Here is a 21,834-nt window from a genome sequence, read left to right on the forward strand (position 1 = left end):
TCGCTCAACTTCGGATTGACATCGGTGACGCCCTGAGTAAAGTTGAGTGCAGAACGCTCAATCATGCGGGCGCCAGCAAGTTTCCAAGGAAAGAAGGAAGCAACACATGTCACGTGCAGTAGGTATCGACCTCGGAACCACCAACTCCGTCGTCTCCGTTCTCGAAGGTGGCGAGCCCACCGTTATTGCCAACGCCGAGGGTGGCCGCACCACGCCGTCCGTCGTTGCGTTCTCCAAGTCCGGCGAAGTCCTGGTGGGCGAAATCGCCAAGCGCCAGGCCGTCAACAACATCGACCGCACCATCGCCTCCGTCAAGCGCCACATGGGCACCGACTGGACCAAGGCCATCGATGACAAGAAGTACACCCCGCAGGAAATCTCCGCGCGTATCCTCATGAAGCTGAAGAACGACGCCGAGTCGTACCTGGGCGAAAAGGTCACCGACGCGGTGATCACCGTTCCCGCCTACTTCAACGACGCCGAGCGCCAGGCCACGAAGGAAGCCGGCGAAATCGCAGGCCTGAACGTCCTGCGCATCGTCAACGAGCCCACGGCAGCAGCTCTCGCCTACGGCCTGGACAAGGGCAAGGAAGATGAACTCATCCTGGTCTTCGACCTCGGTGGCGGCACCTTCGACGTCTCCCTGCTGGAAGTCGGCAAGGACGAAGACAACTTCTCCACCATCCAGGTCCGCGCCACCGCCGGTGATAACCGCCTCGGGGGCGACGACTGGGACCAGCGCGTCGTTGATTACCTGCTCAACCAGCTGAAGGTCAAGGGCATCGACCTGTCGAAGGACAAGATCGCACTGCAGCGCCTCCGCGAAGCTGCCGAGCAGGCGAAGAAGGAACTGTCCTCCTCCACCAGCACCAACGTCTCGCTCCAGTACCTCTCCGTCACCCCCGACGGCCCGGTCCACCTGGACGAGCAGCTGACCCGCGCCAAGTTCCAGGACCTCACCAAGGATCTGCTGGAGCGCACCAAGAAGCCGTTCCACGACGTCATCAAGGAAGCCGGCATCAAGCTCTCCGACATTAACCACATCGTGCTGGTCGGTGGCTCCACCCGTATGCCTGCCGTCTACGACCTGGTCAAGGAACTGGCCGGCGGCAAGGAGCCGAACAAGGGCGTGAACCCGGACGAGGTTGTGGCCGTTGGTGCAGCCCTGCAGGCCGGCGTGCTGAAGGGTGAGCGCAAGGACGTCCTGCTGATCGACGTCACCCCGCTGTCCCTCGGCATCGAAACCAAGGGCGGCGTGATGACGCACCTGATCGAGCGCAACACGGCCATCCCGACCAAGCGGTCCGAGACCTTCACCACGGCTGACGACAACCAGCCGTCCGTGGCCATCCAGGTCTTCCAGGGCGAGCGCGAGTTCACCCGCGATAACAAGCCGCTGGGTACGTTCGAGCTGACCGGCATCGCGCCGGCTCCGCGCGGCGTCCCGCAGGTCGAGGTCACCTTCGACATCGACGCCAACGGCATCGTCCACGTCTCCGCGAAGGACAAGGGCACCGGCAAGGAACAGTCCATGACCATCACCGGCGGCACCGCGCTCTCCAAGGAAGACATTGACCGCATGGTCCGTGACGCCGAGGAGCACGCAGCCGAGGACAAGGCCCGCCGCGAAGCGACCGACACCCGCAACTCCGCAGAGCAGCTCGCCTACTCCGTGGACAAGCTGATCGCCGACAACGCCGACAAGCTGCCCGAGGAGGTCAAGACCGAGGTCCAGGCCGACGTCGACGCCCTGAAGAAGGCCCTGGAAGGCACCGACGACGCCGAGGTCAAGACCGCGTTCGAGAAGCTGCAGGCTTCCCAGACCAAGCTCGGCGAGGCCATCTACGCCCAGGCTGGTTCCCCGGACGGCGCCACCGGTGCTGCGGGTGCCGAAGGTGCCCCCGCCGGAGAGAAGGCTGACGAGGACATCGTTGACGCTGAAATCATCGACGAAGACGAAGCGAAGAAGTAGCCATGCCGCACCACGGTAACGAGGAAGAGCACAACTCATCCGAGCACCACGGCGGCGCCGGCCACCAGGAACCGGTGATCCGGGACAACCGCAAGGTTGACCCGGTCACCGGCCAGGCACGGCACCCGGAGGCGCAGGCTTCCGGCCAGGAAGGCAAGGATTCCGACGGCGACGCGCTCGCCCAGGCCGAGGAGATCCTTAACGGCGTGGACGTGCCGGCTGAGGAATCCGTGGCGCAGGGGGCAGCGGAAGCGGGAAGCGCTGAGGCGGCCGAGCTTCGGAACGACCTCCTCCGCCTCCAGGCCGAGTACGTCAACTACCGCAAGCGCGTTGAGCGCGACCGGGCCGTGGCAGGGGAGATGGCCGTCATCGGCGTCCTGAACTCCCTGCTCCCGGTCCTGGACGATGTTGACGCCGCCCGGCAGCACGGCGACCTGGCCGACGGACCCTTCGCCGCGATCGCAGCCAAGCTGGAGAACGCGTTGAAGACCTACGGCCTGGTCCGCATCGACCAGACCGGCGTGGAGTTCGATCCCACGATCCACGAGGCACTGATCCAGCAGCCCGGCGAGGACATTGAGGTTGATACCGTCAGCCAGGTGCTCCGCTCCGGCTACAAGTCAGGCGAACGCGTCCTCCGCGCGGCCCAGGTCATCGTCGCGGTCCCCGCGTAGCATTACCCCACGCGAGATGGCAGTTCGCGGCAGTGTTGGGCAACCGCATTGCTGTGAACTGCCATCTCGGCAAAGATTCTTGAAAGGAAACGCCATTGGCTAGCCAGGATTGGGTGGACAAGGACTTTTACAAGATCCTTGGTGTCGCCAAGGACGCTTCCGACGCCGACATCAAGAAGGCCTACCGGAAGCTGGCCCGCGAGCACCACCCTGACACCAACGCCGGCAACACGGCTTCCGAGAAGAAGTTCAAGGACATCTCGGAGGCCTACTCTGTGTTGTCGGATCCGGAGGAGCGCCAGCAGTACGACGCTATCCGTGCCATGGGCGGCGGCGCCCGGTTCGCTCCGGGCGGTGCCGGTGCAGCCAACGGCGGCTTCGAGGACATGTTCGGCGGGCTCTTCACGGGCAACACCGGACGCCATGCGGGCGGCTTCAACCCGGCCGGCGGCGGCATTCCGCCCGAGTTCGCGGACCTGTTCGGCGGCTTCGGCGGCGCTGGCGGTTACCAGCGCGCCCCGCAGCGGGGCGCGGACCGGACGGCATCCACCACCATCTCCTTCGCCGGGTCCATCCGCGGCACCACCATCGGGCTGCGCGAACCGAACGGCGAGGTCATCGACGTCCGCGTGCCGGCCGGCATCAAGGACGGCCAGAAGATCCGCGTCCGCGGCAAGGGCCAGCCCAGCCCCGCGGGCAACGGCGACCTGATGGTTGCGGTGTCCGTGAAGCCCCACGATTTTTACACGCGCGACGGCGACAACCTCCGCATCCACGTCCCGGTCACCTTCCCGGAGGCTGCTATGGGCGCCGACATCGAAGTGCCCACCATCGACGGCGACAAGGTGCGGGTGCGCGTTCCGGCGGGAACGCCGTCGGGTCGAACGCTGCGGGTGAAGGGCAAAGGGGTGAAGACGTCGAAGGGGACCGGCGACCTGCTGGTGACCATCGACGTCGCCGTTCCCAAGAACCTGAACAAGGATGCCGAAGCCGCCGTCAAGGCGTTTGCCGAGGCCACCGCGGACGCAGATGTCCGAGAGGGCCTGGCCGCCAAGGCCCGTCTGTAACGGGTGGTCATTGCCGTGGACATCAACGCTGATCAGCCAATCTTCGTGATTTCGGTGGCGGCCGAGCTTGCGGATATGCATCCCCAAACGCTCCGGCAGTACGACCGGATGGGGATCGTTTCTCCGCGCCGCGCGCCGGGGAAGTCGCGGCGCTACTCGCAGCGGGACGTCAACATGCTCCGCGAGGTGCAGCGGCTGTCCCAGGAAGGCGTGTCCCTGGAGGGGATCAAGCGCATCCTGGAACTTGAAAACCAGGTGGCCGCACTCCGCAGCCGGGTGTCCGAGCTGACGGAAGAGCTGGCCCGGCGTCCTCAGTCGTTCGACTCGCGCATCTTCGCAGCGGGCGCCGCTGGTGACGTGGTGAGCCTGGCCCGCGGCCAGCGCCCGCGTCCCCGTTCGCAGGCCGTGGTGGTCTGGCGGCCGCGCGCACTGGGACAGTAGGCATCCAAGTACTCGGCCGGCCTTCGCGGCGGGAAACTAGAGTACCCGGTACTCGTGACGGGCCAACCCCCAAAACCTTGAATTGAACCACCTGCTGGATCAGCAGCAGGCGGTTAAGGTTCTGGGGGTTTTTCCATGTTTGGTTCTCACTGCAAGGCCCGGCGATGAGCCCGGGAATGGAATCGGTGGCGGCGATCAGCGCGTCCCTTCCGGGTCTGGTCATCCTGTCCCTGGGGCAGGCCATGGTGGTGGTGTGCGTCTGCTTCGACATGGTGCGTGCACTGTCCGTGCCAGGGTCCCACAGCCGTTACGTGGCCAGCACCGTTTTCCGCACCCTGGCGGTGCCGTCCGTCATCTCGCTGGCCGTCAGCGTGCTGGTGGATCTGGTGATGGCCTCCATGTCGGGAGTGGGGATGGCCATGTTCGTCCTGGTGGCCATCATTTTCCGTCTGCACCACGACAAGGACGAAGACAACTGGTGGAAGGGCAAGGGCAAGAAACTCGCCCGTTGGGCCCGCCGCCGCTTCGCAGGACGTGTGTCCGGCCGGGCAGTCGCCGCCCCTGCCCTGGGGTAGGGGTCAGGACAGGGTCCTGGGAGAGGGTCCCTGGATAGGCCGGAGCGGCGGACAGCCTGCTAGCCGTTGATGACCTGCGGGACGCCGAGCGTCGTAGGTTTCCAACGGATACTCCACTTCGAGTAGGCGGTGCGCCAGCCGGATGGCCTGGCAGGTTGCTCTTCAGTGTTGCGCGCGGGCGGACGAAGTTCTTGTGTTTCGGTGCAGGACCCTTGACACTGACGGCGCCAGATTCAGTAACCCTCTACAGCACCACAGACAGGCGGCGGAGATTGACCCATCACCATCACAGTTCCAAGGCGGCATCCGCGGGATCGGCCGGCGTACGGGGTGACGGGTCATTCGCCGGCCGGCTTCACGCCATGTGGCATTCCATTGCCGGGGTGGTGGGCCTGGTGATGGGGCTGCTCCCGCATGTGCTGCACCATGTGGGGCTGCTTGCCGGGACAGCCTTGGTGGCAGGGTCCGGCGGAACCGCACTGTTTGGGGCACTGGGGTTGATTGCCTCTATTCCCGTGCTGCTCCGGCTCTACCGCAGGTTCGGCAGCTGGATCGCGCCGGCCATTGGCCTGCTCGTGTTCGCCGCGATGTTCTCCCTTTCAGCCTTCGTCATCGGCCCGGCAGTCAGCGGCACGGGCAGGGACGTGGGGCCGTCCCCCGCGCCCACTGCCGACCACACCGACAACCACACGGGCGGCCATTGAGCCAACGGCCGCGGCGGCGGGCCGTTGGGCCCTACCGGGACGGTCTGCATCCGGCGACAGTGGATTCATGGCGGACCTTTGGCTTATGGCGCGCGTGTTGTTCCTGCGCGCCGCCTGGAAGCCGCGGGACCACTGGGATGCCGGGCGGATTTCGGAACACCAGGAGGGGTCCCTGCGGAGGCTGCGTGCGGCAGCCTATGCCGGCTCGGAGTTTTACCGGCGGCACCATGCCGGACTGCAAAACGCCCCTTTGGACCAGCTGCCGCCGGTCACCAAAGCCGACCTCATGGAGAACTTCGACCAGGCGGTCACCGCCCCGGGACTGAAGCTGGCCGACGTCGAAAACCACCTGCGCGCACTGACCGACGGCGGGGGCGATCCGGGAAAGCCGTGGCGGGGACGGTGGTGGGCGGCCGCAACCGCCGGAACCACCGGGCGGCGGGGAACCTTCGTCTGGAACCGGTCCGAATGGGCAACAGTCCTGGCTTCGTACGCCAGGGCGAATGACTGGGCGGGCATCGCCGCGGGCCCGGTGCGGCCGCTGAGGATGGCACTGGTCAGCTCCCGCGTGCCAACCCATCAGTCCGCTGTGGTCGGGGCATCGTTCCGCTCCCGCCTGGTCCCGACCCTGAGGCTGGATGTCACGGCACCCATGGCCGAGTCCGTGGCGGCGCTCAACAGCTTCCAGCCGAGGATACTGGTCGGGTACGCCTCGGCCCTCCAGCCACTGGCGGCCGAGCAGCGCGCAGGACGCCTCCGCATCGCACCGGAAGGCGTCATGTCCGCCTCCGAAGTCCTCAGCGGGCCGGCGGCGTCAGAGATGCGTGAAGCCTGGGGCAGTGCGCCGTACGACGTGTACGCCGCAACGGAAACGGCGGGGATTGCTTCGCCGTGCGCCCATCGCAGGCGCCATGTCTACGAGGACCTTGTCATTGTTGAATCCGTGGACGCAAACGGTACTGCGGTGGAGCCGGGGACCACCGGGGCGAAGCTGCTGGCCACAGTGCTGTTCTCCCGGACCCTGCCCCTCATACGCTACGAGCTGTCCGACACCGTCAGGCTCGGCGGCCGCGGCTGCCCGTGCGGGCGCTCCTTCCGACTGCTCCAGGGCGTCGAAGGCCGCCTCGAAGACGTCCTTCAGCTGCCGGGCAGGACCGGCGCGGTCAGGGTTCACCCCATCATCTTCCACCACGCGCTGGACACCGTTGCCACCTCCGGCTGGCAGGTCATCCAGGAGCCCTCCCGCCTGCGGATCCTGGTAGCGGGCATCAAGCCCGGCCTGTCCGCCGACGGGATCCGCACGGCCGTTGCTGTTGCCCTTGCAGAGGCCGGCGCCGCGGAAATTCCCCTGGACGTCCAGCTGGTGGACCGGCTGGAGCGGACCCCGCTGGGCAAAGCGCCCTACGTGCGGAGGCTGCCCAGCGGCTGATCCGGGCTTCCGTCATGGGCGTTCAGTAGCTGGGGCGCGGGTCGCCGTCGGCCGGTTTGACGTCGGCTTTGGGGATGAACCGGGCGGCGAGGGCTTCGGAGCCCCGCGCGAGGAGCGCGACGTCGGCGCCCACCAGGATGAAATCCGCACCGTTGGCGAGGTAATGCTCCGCCGTGGCCGGGTTAAAGGCGTTGACGCCCGCGGGTTTGCCGGCCGCCTTCGCCGCTTCGAGGCAGCGTTCGACGGCGGCGCAGACCTCGGGGTGTTCCTGCTGTCCCAGCAGGCCCATCGAAGCGGCGAGGTCGGAGGGGCCGATGAAGATCGCGTCCACGCCGTCCACCTTCAGGATGTCCTGGACCGCGTCCACGGCGGCGGTGGATTCGATCTGGACAGTGACGCTGATGGTCTCGTTGGCGCGCGCCAGGTAGTCCGGCACTCGGTTCCAGCGGGCGGCGCGGGCCAGGGCCGAACCCACGCCGCGCACGCCGTGGGGCGGGTAGCGGGTGGCGGCCACCGCGGCCTCGGCTTCGGCCACCGAGTTGACCATGGGGATCAGGAGGTTCTGGACGCCCAGGTCCAGGTACTGCTTGATGATTACGGTGTCGTTGACCGGCGGCCGGACCATGGCGTGGACGGGATAGCCGTGGATGGCCTGGAGCTGGGCAAGGATGGAATCCAGGCCGTTCGGGGAGTGCTCCGCGTCCACCAGGAGCCAGTCCAGGCCAGACCCGGCGCAGAGCTCGGCGATCAGCGGGCTGCCGGAGCACACCCACATGCCGGCCATCGGCCGTTTGGTTCCGGCCAGCGCGGACCGGAAGGTGTCCTCTATTCGAAGTGGCATGTCACAACTCCCAGGGGTCCGTAGTCGGCGTGGACGGTATCACCCTTGTAGACCCAGGTGGGACGGGTGAAGGAACCGGCCAGGATGATGTCCCCGGCCTTCAGGGAGTCGCCGTGCGCGGCGATCTTGTTCGCGAGCCAGTGCACGCCGTTGGCCGGGTGGTCCAGGACACCGGCCGCGACACCGGTTTCCTCGACGGTCTGGTTCTTGTAGAGGATGGCCGAGACCCAACGGAGGTCCACGGCGTCCGGTTTGACCGGGTTGCCGCCGATCACCATGGCTCCCATCGCGGCGTTGTCCGAGATGGTGTCGACGATGGTCCGGCCTTCCATTTCGATCCTGGAGTCCAGGATCTCGAGGGCCGGAACCACGTAGTCGGTGGCCTTCAGGACATCGAAAATCGTGGCGCCGGGGCCTTTGATGCCGTCTTTCAGCACGAACGCCAGCTCCACCTCCACCCGCGGGTGGGTGTAGCGGTCCCATTCCACTGAGCAGCCGGTTTCGAGCACCATGTCGTCAAAGATGGCGCCGTAGTCCGGTTCGGTGATGCCGGTGGCGGCCTGCATGGCCTTGGACGTGAGGCCGATCTTGCGCCCCACCAGGGTCCGGCCGGCCTCTTCGTTGCGGCGGCGCCACAGCCGCTGGACCGCGTAGGAGTCCTCCACCGTCATGTCCGGGTAGCGGGCAGTCAGGCGGGGCACGGGGGTGCGGGTCCGGCCGGCTTCGACCAGTTCGTCCGCGATGGCCTCAATCGTCTTGGCATCCAGCATGGCTACAGCTGCGCCCCCAGCTTGAACCCTTCAGCCTGCGCGCCCTCGTCCGGCTTGCGGGTGTAGGAGAAGCCGTCGGCGCCCACGGTCACAGCCATCTCGGAAGCGTCGGTGCGCTCGATGACCGGCTGCGGGTTGCCGTCCAGGTCCAGGACCAGGGAGGCTTCGGTGTACCAGGAGGGGACCACGGGGTTCCCCCACCAGTCGCGGCGCTGGTTGTCGTGGACATCCCAAGTGATGGTGGGGTTGTCCGGGTCGCCGGTGTAGTAGTCCTGGGTGTAGATCTCGATGCGGTGGCCGTCCGGGTCCAGAATGTAGAGGTAGAACGCGTTGGACACGCCGTGCCGGCCGGGACCGCGTTCGATCCGGTCGCTGATGCGCAGCGCGCCCATCTTGTCGCAGATCTGGATGATGTTGTGCTTCTCGTGCGTGGCGAACGCGACATGGTGCATGCGCGGGCCGTTGCCGCCGGTGAGGGCGGTGTCGTGGACCGTCTGCTTGCGGTGCATCCACGCGGCGTACGTGACGCCGTCGGAATCCTTGATGTCCTCGGAGACGCGGAAGCCCAAATCCTCCAAGTAGGCGCGGCCGCGCGGGACGTCCGGGGTGACCTGGTTGAAGTGGTCCAGGCGGACCAGCTCACCGGCGGAGTAGAGGTCATAGCGCTGGGTGAGCCGCTCCACGTGCTCCACGTCGTAGAAGAACTCGTACGGGAAGCCCAGCGGGTCCTCCACCCGGACGGAGTCGCCCACGCCCTTGGTAAAGCCTTCCTTGCGGCGCTCCACCCGGCAGCCGAGCTCCTTGTAGTAGGCCTCGGCGGCGTCCACCTCGGCGGGGGACTTCACCCGGTAGGCGAAGGCCGCGACGGCGGCGATGGGTCCCTTGCGCAGTACCAGGTTGTGGTGGATGAATTCCTCGAGGGACCGCAGGTAGATCGCGTTCTCGTCTTCCTCGGTAACGTGCAGGCCCAGGACGTCCACGTAGAACTCGCGGGACCTGGCGAGGTCGGTGACCACGATCTCCATGTAGGCGCAGCGGACGATGTCCGGGGCCGGGACCGTGGGGGTGGGAACGAAGTTGGTCATTGGATTCTCTCTTCTTTGAAAGGGGCTTGGTCAGGCGCCGAATTTGGGGGTATGTACGGAACCGAGGGTGATGTGCACGGCCTGCTGGTCCGTGTAGAAGTCGATGGAGCGGTAACCGCCCTCGTGGCCCAGGCCGGAAGCCTTGACGCCTCCGAACGGGGTGCGCAGGTCGCGGACGTTGTGGCTGTTCAGCCACACCATCCCGGCCTCCACGTTCTGCGAGAAGTTGTGGGCCCGGGTGAGGTTCTGGGTCCAGATGTAGGCGGCCAGTCCGTATTTGGTGTTGTTGGCCAGGGCGAGGGCTTCGTCGTCGTTCTCGAACGGGGTGATCGCGACGACGGGGCCGAAGATTTCCTCCTGGAAGATCCGGGCGTCAGGCGCGACGTCGGCGAACACAGTAGGTGCGATGTAGTTGCCTTCGGGCAGGTGGTCGGGTCGGCCGCCGCCGGCCAAGAGCCGGCCTTCGGTTTTGCCGATCTCCACGTAGGACGCGACCTTCTCGTAGTGCTCCGGGTGGACCAGGGCGCCCACCTGGGTCTTCGGATCGTGGGGATCGCCCACCACGATGTTCTTGGCGCGGGCGGCGTACTTTTCGCAGAACTCGTCGTAGATCGCGCGCTCCACCAGGATGCGGGAGCCTGCCGTGCAGCGCTCGCCGTTGAGGGAGAAGACACCGAACAGGGCCGAGTCGATCGCGGCGTCCAGGTCGGCGTCGGCGAACACGACGCACGGGGACTTGCCGCCGAGCTCCATGGAGAGGCTCTTGAGGTTGGCGGCCGCGTTCCGGAAAATTGTCTGGCCGGTGGTGGTCTCGCCGGTGAAGGAGATCAGCGGAACGTCCGGGTGCTTGACCAGGGCGTCGCCGGCTTCCTCGCCCAGGCCGTTGACCAGGTTGAAGACGCCGTCGGGCAGGCCCGCTTCCTTGAAGATGGTGGCCCACAGCGAGGCGGACAGCGGCGTGAACTCGGCCGGCTTCAGCACCACGGTGTTGCCGGTGGCCAGCGCGGGGGCGAGCTTCCAGGACTCGAGCATGAACGGCGTGTTCCACGGCGTGATCAGGCCCGCGACGCCGATTGGCTTGCGGTTCACGTAGTTGATCTGCGAGCCGGGGACCTTCGTGGCGTCGTCGAACTGGGCCACAATCAGGTCTGCGAAGAAGCGGAAGTTCTCGGCCGCGCGAAGGGCCTGGCCCTTGGCCTGGGTGATCGGCAGGCCGGTATCGAAGGTTTCCAGTTCCGCGAGGCGGGCTTCCTGGGCTTCGACGGCGTCGGCAATTCTGTTCAGGACGCGGGCCCGCTCGCGGGGCTTCATCTTCGGCCACGGGCCGTTCACGAACGCTTCGCGGGCGGCGGCCACGGCCAGGTCGATGTCCTCTTTCTGGCCGGCCGCGGCGGTGGCGTAGTTGCGGTTGGACACAGGATCCAGGACGTCGAAGGTCTTCCCGCCCACGGAGTCAACGAACTCGCCGTTGATGTAGTGCTGGATATGGGCGGGCAGGTCCTGGGGCACGTAGTGCTGGGTGGTTTCTGTCGAGGTCGTCATCGTTGAAGTCCTTACTGGTGCTTGGCTTGGGCGAGGTAGGTGTCCAGGGTGGTGGCGCGGTGCCGGCGGGCGGCCTGCTCGATCCGGTCCGCGGGGGCTCCGGCCTCGATCAGCCGGAGCAGTTCTTCGTGCTCCTCGACCGAATCGCGTGCCCGGCCCGGAACAAACCGGAACGTGGAGGACCGCAGCGCAGCCAGCCGGTTCCAGCCGCGGTGCACCAGGTCGAGGATGTGCGGGTTGGGGCAGTGTTCAAACAGCACACTGTGGAAGTCCTGGTTGAGCTGGGTGAACCGGACGGGGTCGAAGTGGTCCAGGCACTCACGCATCTCTTCGTTCACGGCGCGGGCCCGGGCGATGGCCACGGCGCCGATCAGGGGAGCGGACAGCGCGGTGGCCGCCCCCTCCACGATGCTCAGGGTCTGCATGGTGTACAGGTACTCGGTCGGGTCGATCCCGGCAACGGTGGCCCCGACATTGCGTTCGAACGTCACCAGGCCCTCGGCTTCCAGCCGGCGGATCGCTTCGCGGACGGGGACCACGCTGAAGCCCAGGTCCTTGGCGATGGAGCCGAGCACCAGCCGGTAGCCCGGGGTGTAGGTGCCTTCCACGATGCGGGCCTTCACGGCCTGGTACGCCTGTTCGGACTTGCTGCCGGCTGCCGCGCGGCCAGCGGCGCCTGCGGAAGCGGCCGCGCCCGGGGAAACCAGGGCGGATTCAGTCACTGGCCTGCCTCCCATTCCTTGTAGCGGGCCTGCCACTCGGCGTTCATCGGGTAGAGACCGTCCACGCTGTTGCCCTGCTTGACCATCTCGAAGATGAAGGTTTCCTCTTTCTCCTGCTGGATGCAGTCATCAACGAGTTCTTCGGCGACAGCCGGCGGGATCACCAGGATGCCGTCGGAGTCGGCCACGATGATGTCGCCGGGCTGGACGGTGGTGCCGCCGCAGGCGATGGTGATGTCCGTGTCCCACGGGACGTGGCGCCGGCCGAGCACGGCCGGGTGCGGGTTGGCGAACCACGTGGGCATGTCCAGGCCTGCGACGGCCGAGTAGTCGCGGACGCCTCCGTCGGTGATGATCGCGGCGGCGCCGCGGACCTGGGCTCGCAGTGCCAGGATGTCGCCCACGGTGCCGGTCCCCTTTTCACCGCGTGCCTCCATGACCAGGATTTCGCCTTCGTTCACGGAATCGATGGCGCGCTTCTGGGCGTTGAAGCCGCCGCCGTGCGTCTTGAACAGGTCTTCGCGGTTGGGGACGTACCGGAGGGTCCGGGCCAGGCCCACCACGCGGCGGTCCGGGCGGGTGGCCTGCAGCCCGTCGATGCTGACGTTGTTCAGCCCGCGCTTGCGCAGCTGGGAGGAGAGTGTGGCGGTGGCCACGGACTCAAGCTTGGCTTTCAGTTCGGGGGACAGGGAACGCACGACGGCGGCGCCTGCCCCGGGCGCGGATCCCGCCTCGGCGGGCAGGCCGGCAGCTTCCCGGGAACCGTACGCTTCCTCCCGCTGGGTGTCATCCACCCTGGGCTGGGCGCCAAAGTCCGCGAACGCCGTGGTGCCTTCCGTGACGGTGGTGGCCAGCCGGCCGGTGGTGAGCGGCGCGCCGCCGTCTGCTCCCGCCGTCGTACTTACCTCAACTTCGACGACGTCCCCGGGCTGCGCCACGGACGCGCCGGCGGGGGTACCGGTGAGGATGATGTCGCCTTCCTCAAGGGTTAGCAGCTGGGAGAGGTCCGCAACCAGCCGGGCGAACGGGAAAAGGAGGTCTTCGGTGGTGTCATCCTGGACGATTTCGCCGTTGAGCCAGGTGCGGATGCGCAGCAGGGAGGGGTCGACGGCGTCTGCCGGGATCAGTGCTGTGCCAACAGGGGTGAACCCGTCGCCGCCCTTGGAACGGAGGTTGGATCCCTTGTCCGCGTAGCGCAGGTCGTAGACGCCGAAGTCGTTGCTGGCCGTGACCGCGGCGACGTGGCTCCAGGCGTCCTCGAGGCTCACACGGCGGGCTGCCTTGCCGATGACCAGGGCGACCTCGCCCTCGAAGCCGAGAAGCTCGCACCCTGCCGGGCGCTCCACCGTGCCGCCGGTGAGGGCGAGGGAGCTGGACGGCTTGAGGAAGTAGGAGGGCTGGGCCGGGGTCCGGCCGCGCTGGGCGGCTCGGCTGGGGTAGTTGATGTGGACCGCGATGACCTTGCGCGCTGCTGCCAGGGTGTCGCCGTTGACCTGCTCCAAAACCGTCTCCTCATCAGGTACGAAATCGTATACGATCACTATCACGCATCGCCGATGGCCCGTCAACCCCTGCTGATGCGCTAATTTCCGGGGGTTTCCGAAGGCACTTGTCGCCCGCATTACATCCGGCGTACAGTGGAAAACTACCCCTTGAATTTCAAATATCGAATCTTCAGTTCTGATATCGAACAAAGTGCCGCCACAACGAAGTGAGGAAAAGCCTGTGCAGTTCCACCACCACGGCTATGTATCCGGCGACCCGCGCATCAAGCCTGCCGCCGGCGTCGGACTTAACCGCCCTGAAGAACTTCCTGACGAGGTGGATGTGCTGATCGTCGGCACGGGCCCGGCCGGCATGCTCGCCGCCGCGCAGCTCGCCCAGTTCCCCAACATCACCACCCGCATCGTGGAACGCCGTCCCGGACGGCTCGCCATCGGCCAGGCAGACGGCATCCAGGCGCGCAGCGTGGAAACGTTCCAGGCCTTCGGGTTCGCCGAGCGGATCATCGCCGAGGCCTACCGCATCACGGAGATGGCGTTCTGGAAGCCGGACCCGGCCAACCACGCCAACATCGTCCGCGCCGCCCGTGCAGTGGATGACGAAATGGGCATCAGCGAGTTCCCGCACCTGATCGTGAACCAGGCCCGCGTGCTGGACTACTTCGCCGAGTGCATGGCCAACGCCCCCACCCGGATGAAGCCGGACTACGGTTACGATTTCCAGGGCCTGGAGGTTGCGTCCGACGGTGAGTACCCCGTAACTGTTCGGCTGCTCCGCACCGCCGGGCCGGACGAGGGCCACGAGCGCGTTGTCCGCGCCAAGTACGTGATAGGGGCCGACGGCGCCCGGAGCAGGGTCCGCCAGTCCATCGGCTGCACCCTCGCCGGCGACCAGGCAAACCACGCGTGGGGCGTCATGGACGTCCTGGCCGTCACGGACTTCCCGGACATCCGCACCAAGTGCGCCATCCAGGGCGCCGAGGGCAGCATTCTCCTGATTCCGCGGGAGGGCGGCCACCTGTTCCGGATGTACGTGGACCTGGGCGAGGTGGACCCCGCCAGTCACCACGCGGTGCGGAACACCTCGATCGAGCAGATCATCGCCAAGGCGAACGCCATCATCCACCCGTACACCCTTGAGGTGCGAAACGTGGCGTGGAGCAGCGTGTACGAGGTGGGCCACCGGCTGACGGACAGGTTCGACGACGTCCTGCCGGAGGACCGCGGCACCCGCACCCCGCGCGTGTTCATCACCGGCGACGCTTGCCACACCCACAGCGCCAAGGCCGGCCAGGGCATGAACGTCTCCATGCAGGACGGGTTCAACATCGCCTGGAAGCTGGGCCACGTCCTGGAGGGCCGCAGCCCGGAAGGCCTCCTCTCCACCTACTCCGAGGAGCGCCAGGTGGTGGCCCGAAACCTGATCGACTTCGACAAGGAATGGTCCTCCATGATGGCCAAGAAGCCGGAGGAGTTCGACGATCCCTCGGAGCTGGAGGATTTCTACGTCCGCACCGCGGAGTTCCCTGCCGGCTTCATGACCCAGTACGCGCCCTCCCTGGTGATGGGTACGGACGCCCACCAGGACCTGGCGACCGGCTTCCCCGTGGGCAAGCGCTTCAAGTCCGCCCAGGTGGTCCGCGTTTGTGACACCAACCCGATGCACCTGGGGCACCATGCTACGGCGGACGGCCGCTGGCGGATCTATGTGTTCGCGGACGCCGCACTGCCGGGAACAGGCTCAGCCACCGACAAGTTTGCCGAGTGGCTCGCGAACTCGGCGGATTCGCCGCTGGCCGCGACGCCGTCGGACGCTGATCCTGACGCATGGTTCGACGCCAAGGTGATCTACCAGCAGGACCACCCGGGCATCGACATCAACGCTGTTCCGTCGGTGTTCAAACCGTCCGTGGGTCCGTTCAAGCTGACCGACTACGAGAAGGTGTACGGCGTCGATCCCAAGGCGGACATCTTCGAGCTGCGGGGCCTGGACCGGGGCGGCGTGGTGGTGGTGGTCCGCCCGGACCAGTACGTGGCGAACGTCCTGCCGCTAACTGCCACGGCGGAGCTCGGTGCGTTCTTCGCGCCGCTGCTGGCGGGCCGCCACCTCCCCGTCAGCTAGTTCGGAGCCTTAGCGGCGGGCGGTGCGGTAGTCCGCTGCCGGGTACACGCCCAGGATCCGCACCTCGGTGGTGAAGAAGTCCAGCTCCTCGAGGGCCAGCTTCAACGGCAGGTCCTCGGGGTGGCCTTCGACGTCGGCCATGAACATGGTGGCCGCGAATTCGTTGCCTACCATGTAGCTCTCCAGTCGCGTCATGTTCACGCCGTTCGTGGCGAACCCGCCCAGCGCCTTGTACAGGGCCGAGGGAACGTTGCGGACGCGGAACACAAAGCTCGTGACTGCCGGTCCGGGAAGTTCAGCCCGGGCCGGCAGTTCCTTTTCCCGGGCCAGGACCACGAACCGGGTGGTGTTGGACGGATCGTCCTCCACCCGGGACGCGAGGACTTCGAGGCCGTAGATCTGCGCGGCGAGCGGCGGAGCGAGGGAGAGTTTGCGGGGATCGTTCCACTCGGCGACCTCGCGCGCGGAGCCCGCGGTGTCGCCGGCGATGACGGGTTTGAGGCCGTGCTCGCGGATGAGCTTCCGGCACTGCCCCAGGGCGTGGATGTGGCTGTGCACCTCGGTGGCACCCCCGATGGTGCTGCCCGGGATGCCCAGCAGGTCGAAGTGGATGGGCAGGAAGTACTCGCCGACGATCTGCAGGTTGGACTGCGGCAGGAGGAGATGGATGTCCGCCACCCGTCCCGCGATCGAGTTCTCGATGGGGATCATGCCCAGCTCGGCCTCGCCGCTGGACACCAGTTCGAAGGCGTCCTCAAAGCTGGCGCACGGGACGCTTTCCATGTCCGGAAACATCTGCCGGCACGCGATATTGGAGTTGGCGCCGGGCTCGCCCTGGTACGCAATCTTGGAGGCCATGGTCCGTATGGTTTCACGCTCCCGCCCTGCCCGCCCAACTGAGTAGCGCTATGTGCCGTTTTGGAGGTTCAAAACGGCACATAGCGCGACCTAGTTGGGATGGGGGAGGTCAGAGGGGAGTGACGCGCAGCCAGACGTACTGCCGGGGCAGCAGGGTGATGCCCTCGTCCAGGTGCAGCGCGGCTTCGGAGAGCAGGTCGACGGCGGCAGGCGCGAATCCAGCGAAGGTTTCCGCGGGCAGGGCCTCGGGGGAGTCGCTGAAGTTGGCCAGGACCAGTACCGTGCTGCTTTCTCCGGGCCGCTGGTAGGCGAGGACGGCGCGGTCGCCGGTGTGGAAGTCCACCAGCCGGGTTCCGGCCAGCTCCGGCGTGGCCGCCCGCACGGCGATCATCCGCTTAAGCCCGGCGAAAACCGCACCCTCGGGCGTGGCAGGGTCGCTGCGACGGGCGTAGTGGCGCGCCGGATAGTGGGGCCGGTGCACCCAGCGGCTGTCGGCGTCGTGCCCTTCCTCCATGGCGTAGTTGTAATCGTTGAGCTGTGCCACCTCATCGCCCAGGTACAGCAGCGGGATGCCGCCGGTGCTGAAAGGCACGGAATGGGCCAGGAGGATCCGTTCCACCGCCTCAGCCGGGTTGACCTCCATGCCGCAGAGGGACGCCGTCGTGCCTGAAATGCGGCAGTCCCCGGTCTTGGGGTTGTCCTGGAACGGGACGCCGCGGGCGAAGCTGCCCGGGAAGCGGTTGACGTAGAAGGAGTTCAGGAAGCGGCGGTGGTCGAACCCATTGATCCCGAGCTCGGCCGCGTCCTCGTCCGCAAAGGTCCAGCCGATGTCGTCGTGGCTGCGGACGTAGTTCACCCAGGCAGTGCCATCGGGGATGTTGTGCCGCCGCTCCAGGGCCTGGGCCAGCAAGGAAACATCGCGGGTGGCCAGGGATTCCCAGATCAGCGCCATCTGGAGGGGGTTGTAGGAAAGCTGGCATTCGGCGGGATCGATGTAGCGCGCCACCTCGTCCGGGTGCACGATCGCCTCGGACTTGAACAGCAGCGACGGCGCCGCCAGCCGGCAGACGGAATTGAAGGCCTGCAGCAGCGAGTGGGCCTCGGGCAGGTTCTCGCAGGTGGTCCCGAGCTGCTTCCAGATGAAAGCCACCGCGTCCATGCGCAGGATGTCCACGCCCTGGTTGGCAAGGAAGAGCATCTCGCCCGCCATGGCGCGGAAGACGTCAGGGTTGGAGTAGTTCAGGTCCCACTGGTAGGTGTGGAAGGTGGCCCAGACCCAGCGCCCGTCCGGCATCTGGATGAACGAGCCGGGGTGGTTCTCCGGGAAGATCTCCCGGACGTTCTCCTCGAAGGCGTCCGGCATGGTGCGGTCGGGGAAGATCCAGTAGTAGTCGCTGTATTCGGGGTCGCCGGCCGCCGCCTTTTGCGCCCAGTCGTGCTCATCGGAGGTGTGGTTGAAGATGAAGTCCACCACCAGGCTGATGCCGTTCCGCCGGAGTTCGGCGGCCAGCGACTTGAGCTGCTCCATGGTTCCCAGCTTCGGGTTGACCTGCCGGTAGCTGGAGACGGCATAGCCGCCGTCCGAGTGCGGTTCGGGGGCCAGGAACAGCGGCATGAGGTGCAGGTAGGTCAGCCCCAGCTCCTTGAAGTAAGGAATGCGGGCGCGGACCCCCTCCAGGCTTTCGGCGTAGCGGTCCACGTAGCAGACGCCGCCAAGCATGGCGTTGGACTGGAACCAGCCAGTGTTGGTTTCCCGCTCCGTGTCCAGGGCTTTGAGGTCCGCGGAGCGCTCCTGCCAGGACCGGGCGCTCTGGACCACCAGCGCCGCGAGCTGGTCCAGCCAGTCCTGCCGCGACCCGTACAGGGAGTGGAACAGCCCGCGCAGGGTGGGGAAGTGCTGGTCCAGGCGGCGGCGGAAGTCCGGGTCCGAGGTCAGGTCATCCGCGCCGTCCAGGGCGGCCAGGACGTGCTGCTGCGAGTTGTCATCCACGCTGACGGATTCGTGCATGGCTCTGGACCTTTCCGGCGCGCCGGCGGGTCCGGCGGAAACCTGTACCGGCAGTATTTCACGCCGCGTCAGAGGCTGGGCCAGAGCCGATTGTCATATCCAACAGCGCCCACCGGGGAGGGGGCGGGAGGCCGGTTCAGAGCACGCTGCGGATGGCCTCTTCGAAGCTGGTCACGTGCTCCAGGGCGAGCGTTGCCGCCCGGTCCGCCTGACCGTCGGCGATTGCTTCCAGCAGGGCCACGTGCTCGGCGACGTGCCCGGCCACGGAGGGGACCTTTTCCAGGACCATGCACCAGATCCGGGTGGCGAGGTTGTCGTAGCGGATCAGGACGTCCTCGAGGTGCGTGTTGGCAGCGGCCCGGTAGATCAGGCGGTGTACCTCGATGTCGTAGCGCATGAGCTCGTACGGGTCGTCGCCCTCCTGCATCCGGGCGATGGCGGCGGCGGTATCGCGCAGTTCCGCGCGCAGCGCGGGGGTGGCCAGCTTCGCGGCGCGCCGGGCCGCCAGGGGTTCCAGCGCCTCCCGTAGTTCGGAGACGTCCGCGAGTTCGGTGATGTCGACGACGGTGGCGAACGTTCCGCGGCGCGGGTACGAGATCACGAGGTGGTCGGTTTCCAGCCTCTTGAGTGCCTCGCGCAGCGGCGTCCGCCCAATGCCCAGTTCGGTGGCCAGCTTACCGTCGTTGATGGCCTCGCCGGGCCGGATCTCCAGCATGATGAGCCGGTCCCGCAGGGTGCGATAGGCCTGCTCGGACAGGGAGAGCTCCGGGCTTTCCGTCAGCTGGTGCCCAGTCGCCAGGCTCATGTGCGTCTCCCAAAAATTGTCTGTTGACGGTGGCGTGATCTACAACATACTATTGCGTCAGTTCTAATATATCAGTCGCAGATCAGTTGTTGATCAGCTTCCGGAAAAGCTTCTGTAAGGAGAAACATGCAGAACGTACTCGACGCCCCGCTCGCAACGGTGGACGCCGACGTCGCCGCCGCCGTTGCGCAGGAACTGCACCGCCAGCAGTCCACGCTGGAAATGATCGCCTCGGAAAACTTCGCCCCGTCCGCCGTCATGGAGGCCCAGGGCTCGGTCCTGACCAACAAGTACGCCGAGGGCTACCCCGGCAAGCGCTACTACGGCGGCTGCGAGCACGTGGACGTGGTGGAGCAGCTCGCCATCGACCGCGTGAAGGCCCTGTTCGGCGCGGAGTTCGCCAACGTGCAGCCGCACTCCGGCGCGCAGGCCAACGCCGCCGCCATGTTCGCCCTGCTGAACCCGGGCGACACCATCCTGGGGCTCTCCCTGGCCCACGGCGGCCACCTCACCCACGGTATGAAGATCAACTTCTCCGGCAAGCTCTACAACGTGGTCCCGTACCACGTCCGCGAGGAAGACCTCCGGATCGATATGGCAGAGGTGGAGGCTCTGGCACTGGAGCACAAGCCCAAGCTGATCGTTGCCGGCTGGTCCGCCTACTCCCGCCAGCTGGACTTCGCCGAATTCCGCCGGATCGCAGACCTCGTCGGTGCCTACCTGATGGTGGACATGGCCCATTTCGCCGGCCTGGTGGCAGCAGGGCTGCACCCCAACCCCGTCCCGTTCGCGGACGTGGTGACCACCACCACCCACAAGACCCTGGGCGGTCCCCGCGGCGGCGTCATCCTGGCGAAGGAGGAATACGCCAAAAAGATCAACAGTGCCGTCTTCCCCGGCCAGCAGGGCGGCCCGCTGGAACACGTCATTGCCGCCAAGGCTGTGGCCTTCAAACTCGCAGGCACTCCCGAATTCGCCGAACGCCAGGCACGCGTCCTGCAGGGTGCGCAGCTGCTGGCCGAACGCCTCCTGCAGCCGGACGTCCAGGCTGCCGGCATCTCCGTGGTCAACGGCGGCACCGATGTGCACCTGGTCCTGGTGGACCTGCGCCACTCCGAGCTTGACGGACAGCAGGGCGAGGACGTCCTGCACCGCATCGGCATCACCGTCAACCGCAACGCCGTCCCCTTCGACCCGCGCCCGCCGATGGTCTCCTCCGGCCTCCGCGTCGGAACCCCGGCGCTCGCCACCCGCGGCTTCGGCCCCGCCGAATTCACCGAGGTGGCGGACATCATCGCGACGGCGTTGATCGCCTCCGCCGGCAACGGCACCAGCGGCGCCGGAATCCTCCCGGAGGACACCGCCGCCGAACTCCGCGCCCGCGTCACGGCCCTGGCCGAACGCTTCCCCCTGTACCCGCACCTCAGTGACGACGCCACCCTGGCCGCCGCCGAAGCAGACCTGATTGGAGCCGCCCAGTGAGCGCACCGCACCTTCCTGAGCACCCGGAGTTCCTCTGGCGGAACCCGGAACCCAAGTCCTCCTACGACGCAGTGATTGTCGGCGGTGGCGGACACGGCCTGGCCACCGCCTACTTCCTGGCCAAGAACCACGGCATGACCAACATCGCCGTCCTCGAAAAGGGCTGGCTGGCCGGCGGCAACATGGCACGGAACACCACCATCATCCGCTCCAACTACCTTTGGGACGAGAGTGCGGCCATCTACGAGCACGCCCTCAAGCTCTGGGAAATCCTGCCCGAGGAACTCGAATACGACTTTCTCTTCAGCCAGCGCGGCGTGATGAACCTGGCCCACACCCTGGGCGACGTACGCGAGAGCGTGCGCCGCGTTGGTGCCAACAAGCTCAACGGCGTGGACGCGGAATGGCTGGACCCCAAGCAGGTCAAGGAACTCTGCCCCATCCTGAACATCAGCGACAACATCCGCTACCCCGTCATGGGGGCCACCTACCAGCCGCGCGCGGGCATCGCCAAGCACGACCACGTGGCCTGGGCCTTCGCGCGCAAGTGCGACGAGATGGGCGTGGACATCATCCAGAACTGCGAAGTCACCGGGTTCATCAAGGACGGCAACCGCGTCACCGGCGTCAAGACCAACCGCGGCACGATCAACACCGAAAAGGTTGGCCTCTGCGCCGCCGGCCACAGCTCGGTGCTGGCAGAGATGGCGGGCTTCGAACTGCCCATCCAGTCCCACCCGCTGCAGGCGCTGGTCTCCGAGCTCCACGAGCCGGTCCACCCCACGGTGGTCATGTCCAACCACGTGCACGTTTACGTTTCCCAGGCCCACAAGGGCGAACTGGTCATGGGCGCCGGAGTGGACTCCTATAACGGCTATGGCCAGCGCGGCTCGTTCCACGTGATCGAGCAGCAGATGGCAGCCGCCGTCGAGCTCTTCCCCATTTTCGCCCGTGCGCACGTGCTCCGGACTTGGGGCGGCATCGTGGACACCACGCTGGACGCCTCCCCGATCGTCGGCACCACTCCGGTGGACAACATGTTCGTGAACTGCGGCTGGGGCACCGGCGGATTCAAGGGAACCCCCGCGGCCGGCATGACCTTCGCCCACACCATCGCCACCGGAACCCCGCACAAGCTGAACCAGCCGTTCTCGCTGGAGCGCTTCGAGACCGGCGCCCTCATCGACGAACACGGCGCCGCCGCCGTCGCCCACTAGTCGGCACCAGAAAAGGAC

General features: G+C 66.8%; 19 protein-coding genes. 10 read left to right on the plus strand and 9 right to left on the minus strand.

Annotation, left to right across the window (positions count from 1 at the left end):
- The first annotated feature begins 106 nt into the window (after positions 1 to 106).
- The 7 genes from dnaK (at position 107) to ACFWIX_RS00375 (ending at position 6,862) form a co-directional block, all read left to right on the plus strand.
- Complete coding sequence (gene dnaK / locus ACFWIX_RS00345; RefSeq protein ID WP_377214123.1) at positions 107 to 1,972, plus strand: molecular chaperone DnaK; 1,866 nt, start codon at positions 107 to 109, stop codon at positions 1,970 to 1,972.
- A gap of 2 nt (positions 1,973 to 1,974) precedes the next feature.
- Positions 1,975 to 2,646 carry a nucleotide exchange factor GrpE gene (locus tag ACFWIX_RS00350; protein WP_377214124.1) on the plus strand — a complete coding sequence of 224 codons (672 nt, stop codon included), beginning with the start codon at positions 1,975 to 1,977 and terminating at the stop codon, positions 2,644 to 2,646.
- Between the two features lie 95 nt (positions 2,647 to 2,741).
- Positions 2,742 to 3,713: a DnaJ C-terminal domain-containing protein gene (locus ACFWIX_RS00355; RefSeq protein ID WP_377214125.1), complete on the plus strand. Its 972-nt coding sequence runs from the start codon at positions 2,742 to 2,744 to the stop codon at positions 3,711 to 3,713.
- 15 nt (positions 3,714 to 3,728) lie between these two features.
- Positions 3,729 to 4,154 (plus strand): heat shock protein transcriptional repressor HspR, encoded by a 426-nt coding sequence (locus ACFWIX_RS00360; protein ID WP_377214126.1) that lies wholly within the window; start codon positions 3,729 to 3,731, stop codon positions 4,152 to 4,154.
- A 176-nt stretch (positions 4,155 to 4,330) separates the two neighbouring features.
- A complete protein-coding gene (locus ACFWIX_RS00365) occupies positions 4,331 to 4,729 on the plus strand; it encodes a hypothetical protein (protein ID WP_377214900.1) in 399 nt (132 codons plus the stop codon).
- 272 nt (positions 4,730 to 5,001) lie between these two features.
- Positions 5,002 to 5,433, plus strand: a complete 432-nt coding sequence (locus ACFWIX_RS00370; protein ID WP_377214127.1) for a hypothetical protein — start codon at positions 5,002 to 5,004, stop codon at positions 5,431 to 5,433.
- A 67-nt stretch (positions 5,434 to 5,500) separates the two neighbouring features.
- Positions 5,501 to 6,862 (plus strand): phenylacetate--CoA ligase family protein, encoded by a 1,362-nt coding sequence (locus ACFWIX_RS00375; protein ID WP_377214128.1) that lies wholly within the window; start codon positions 5,501 to 5,503, stop codon positions 6,860 to 6,862.
- A 22-nt stretch (positions 6,863 to 6,884) separates the two neighbouring features.
- Here ACFWIX_RS00375 and ACFWIX_RS00380 read toward each other — a convergent pair whose 3' ends face one another.
- The 6 genes from ACFWIX_RS00380 to ACFWIX_RS00405 are packed head-to-tail and all read right to left on the minus strand — an operon-like array spanning position 6,885 to position 13,324.
- Positions 6,885 to 7,703, minus strand: a complete 819-nt coding sequence (locus ACFWIX_RS00380) for an aldolase/citrate lyase family protein (RefSeq protein WP_377214129.1) — start codon at positions 7,701 to 7,703, stop codon at positions 6,885 to 6,887.
- Entirely contained in the window at positions 7,688 to 8,473 is a 786-nt protein-coding gene (gene hpaH / locus ACFWIX_RS00385) for a 2-oxo-hept-4-ene-1,7-dioate hydratase (RefSeq protein WP_377214130.1), read from the minus strand. Before hpaH ends, ACFWIX_RS00380 begins: the two co-directional genes overlap by 16 nt.
- A gap of 2 nt (positions 8,474 to 8,475) precedes the next feature.
- A complete protein-coding gene (gene hpaD, locus ACFWIX_RS00390) occupies positions 8,476 to 9,558 on the minus strand; it encodes a 3,4-dihydroxyphenylacetate 2,3-dioxygenase (RefSeq protein ID WP_377214131.1) in 1,083 nt (360 codons plus the stop codon).
- 30 nt (positions 9,559 to 9,588) lie between these two features.
- Entirely contained in the window at positions 9,589 to 11,100 is a 1,512-nt protein-coding gene (hpaE, locus tag ACFWIX_RS00395; RefSeq protein ID WP_377214132.1) for a 5-carboxymethyl-2-hydroxymuconate semialdehyde dehydrogenase, read from the minus strand.
- An 11-nt stretch (positions 11,101 to 11,111) separates the two neighbouring features.
- Entirely contained in the window at positions 11,112 to 11,807 is a 696-nt protein-coding gene (locus ACFWIX_RS00400; protein WP_377214901.1) for a GntR family transcriptional regulator, read from the minus strand.
- A gap of 11 nt (positions 11,808 to 11,818) precedes the next feature.
- Positions 11,819 to 13,324: a fumarylacetoacetate hydrolase family protein gene (locus ACFWIX_RS00405; protein WP_377214902.1), complete on the minus strand. Its 1,506-nt coding sequence runs from the start codon at positions 13,322 to 13,324 to the stop codon at positions 11,819 to 11,821.
- A gap of 223 nt (positions 13,325 to 13,547) precedes the next feature.
- Here ACFWIX_RS00405 and ACFWIX_RS00410 point away from each other — a divergent pair, with 223 nt between their 5' ends.
- On the plus strand, positions 13,548 to 15,446 hold the full coding sequence (locus ACFWIX_RS00410) for an FAD-binding monooxygenase (protein ID WP_377214133.1): 1,899 nt from the start codon (positions 13,548 to 13,550) through the stop codon (positions 15,444 to 15,446).
- Positions 15,447 to 15,455: 9 nt separating this feature from the next.
- Here the strand turns inward: ACFWIX_RS00410 and ACFWIX_RS00415 are convergent, their stop codons facing one another.
- The 3 genes from ACFWIX_RS00415 to ACFWIX_RS00425 all read right to left on the minus strand — a co-directional run bounded on the left by ACFWIX_RS00415 (position 15,456) and on the right by ACFWIX_RS00425 (position 19,117).
- Positions 15,456 to 16,304, minus strand: coding sequence for a prephenate dehydratase (locus tag ACFWIX_RS00415; RefSeq protein ID WP_377214134.1), 849 nt, complete (start codon positions 16,302 to 16,304; stop codon positions 15,456 to 15,458).
- A gap of 109 nt (positions 16,305 to 16,413) precedes the next feature.
- Positions 16,414 to 18,312, minus strand: a complete 1,899-nt coding sequence (locus tag ACFWIX_RS00420) for an alpha-amylase family glycosyl hydrolase (RefSeq protein WP_377214135.1) — start codon at positions 18,310 to 18,312, stop codon at positions 16,414 to 16,416.
- A gap of 136 nt (positions 18,313 to 18,448) precedes the next feature.
- Positions 18,449 to 19,117: a GntR family transcriptional regulator gene (locus tag ACFWIX_RS00425; protein ID WP_377214136.1), complete on the minus strand. Its 669-nt coding sequence runs from the start codon at positions 19,115 to 19,117 to the stop codon at positions 18,449 to 18,451.
- Positions 19,118 to 19,243: 126 nt separating this feature from the next.
- Here ACFWIX_RS00425 and glyA point away from each other — a divergent pair, with 126 nt between their 5' ends.
- Both glyA and ACFWIX_RS00435 read left to right on the plus strand, forming a co-directional pair.
- On the plus strand, positions 19,244 to 20,599 hold the full coding sequence (gene glyA, locus ACFWIX_RS00430; RefSeq protein ID WP_377214137.1) for a serine hydroxymethyltransferase: 1,356 nt from the start codon (positions 19,244 to 19,246) through the stop codon (positions 20,597 to 20,599).
- Positions 20,596 to 21,816 carry a sarcosine oxidase subunit beta family protein gene (locus ACFWIX_RS00435; protein WP_377214138.1) on the plus strand — a complete coding sequence of 407 codons (1,221 nt, stop codon included), beginning with the start codon at positions 20,596 to 20,598 and terminating at the stop codon, positions 21,814 to 21,816. Before glyA ends, ACFWIX_RS00435 begins: the two co-directional genes overlap by 4 nt.
- The last annotated feature ends 18 nt before the right edge of the window (positions 21,817 to 21,834 follow it).

Source organism: Pseudarthrobacter sp. NPDC058362 (assembly GCF_042723515.1).
Lineage (GTDB): Bacteria > Actinomycetota > Actinomycetes > Actinomycetales > Micrococcaceae > Arthrobacter.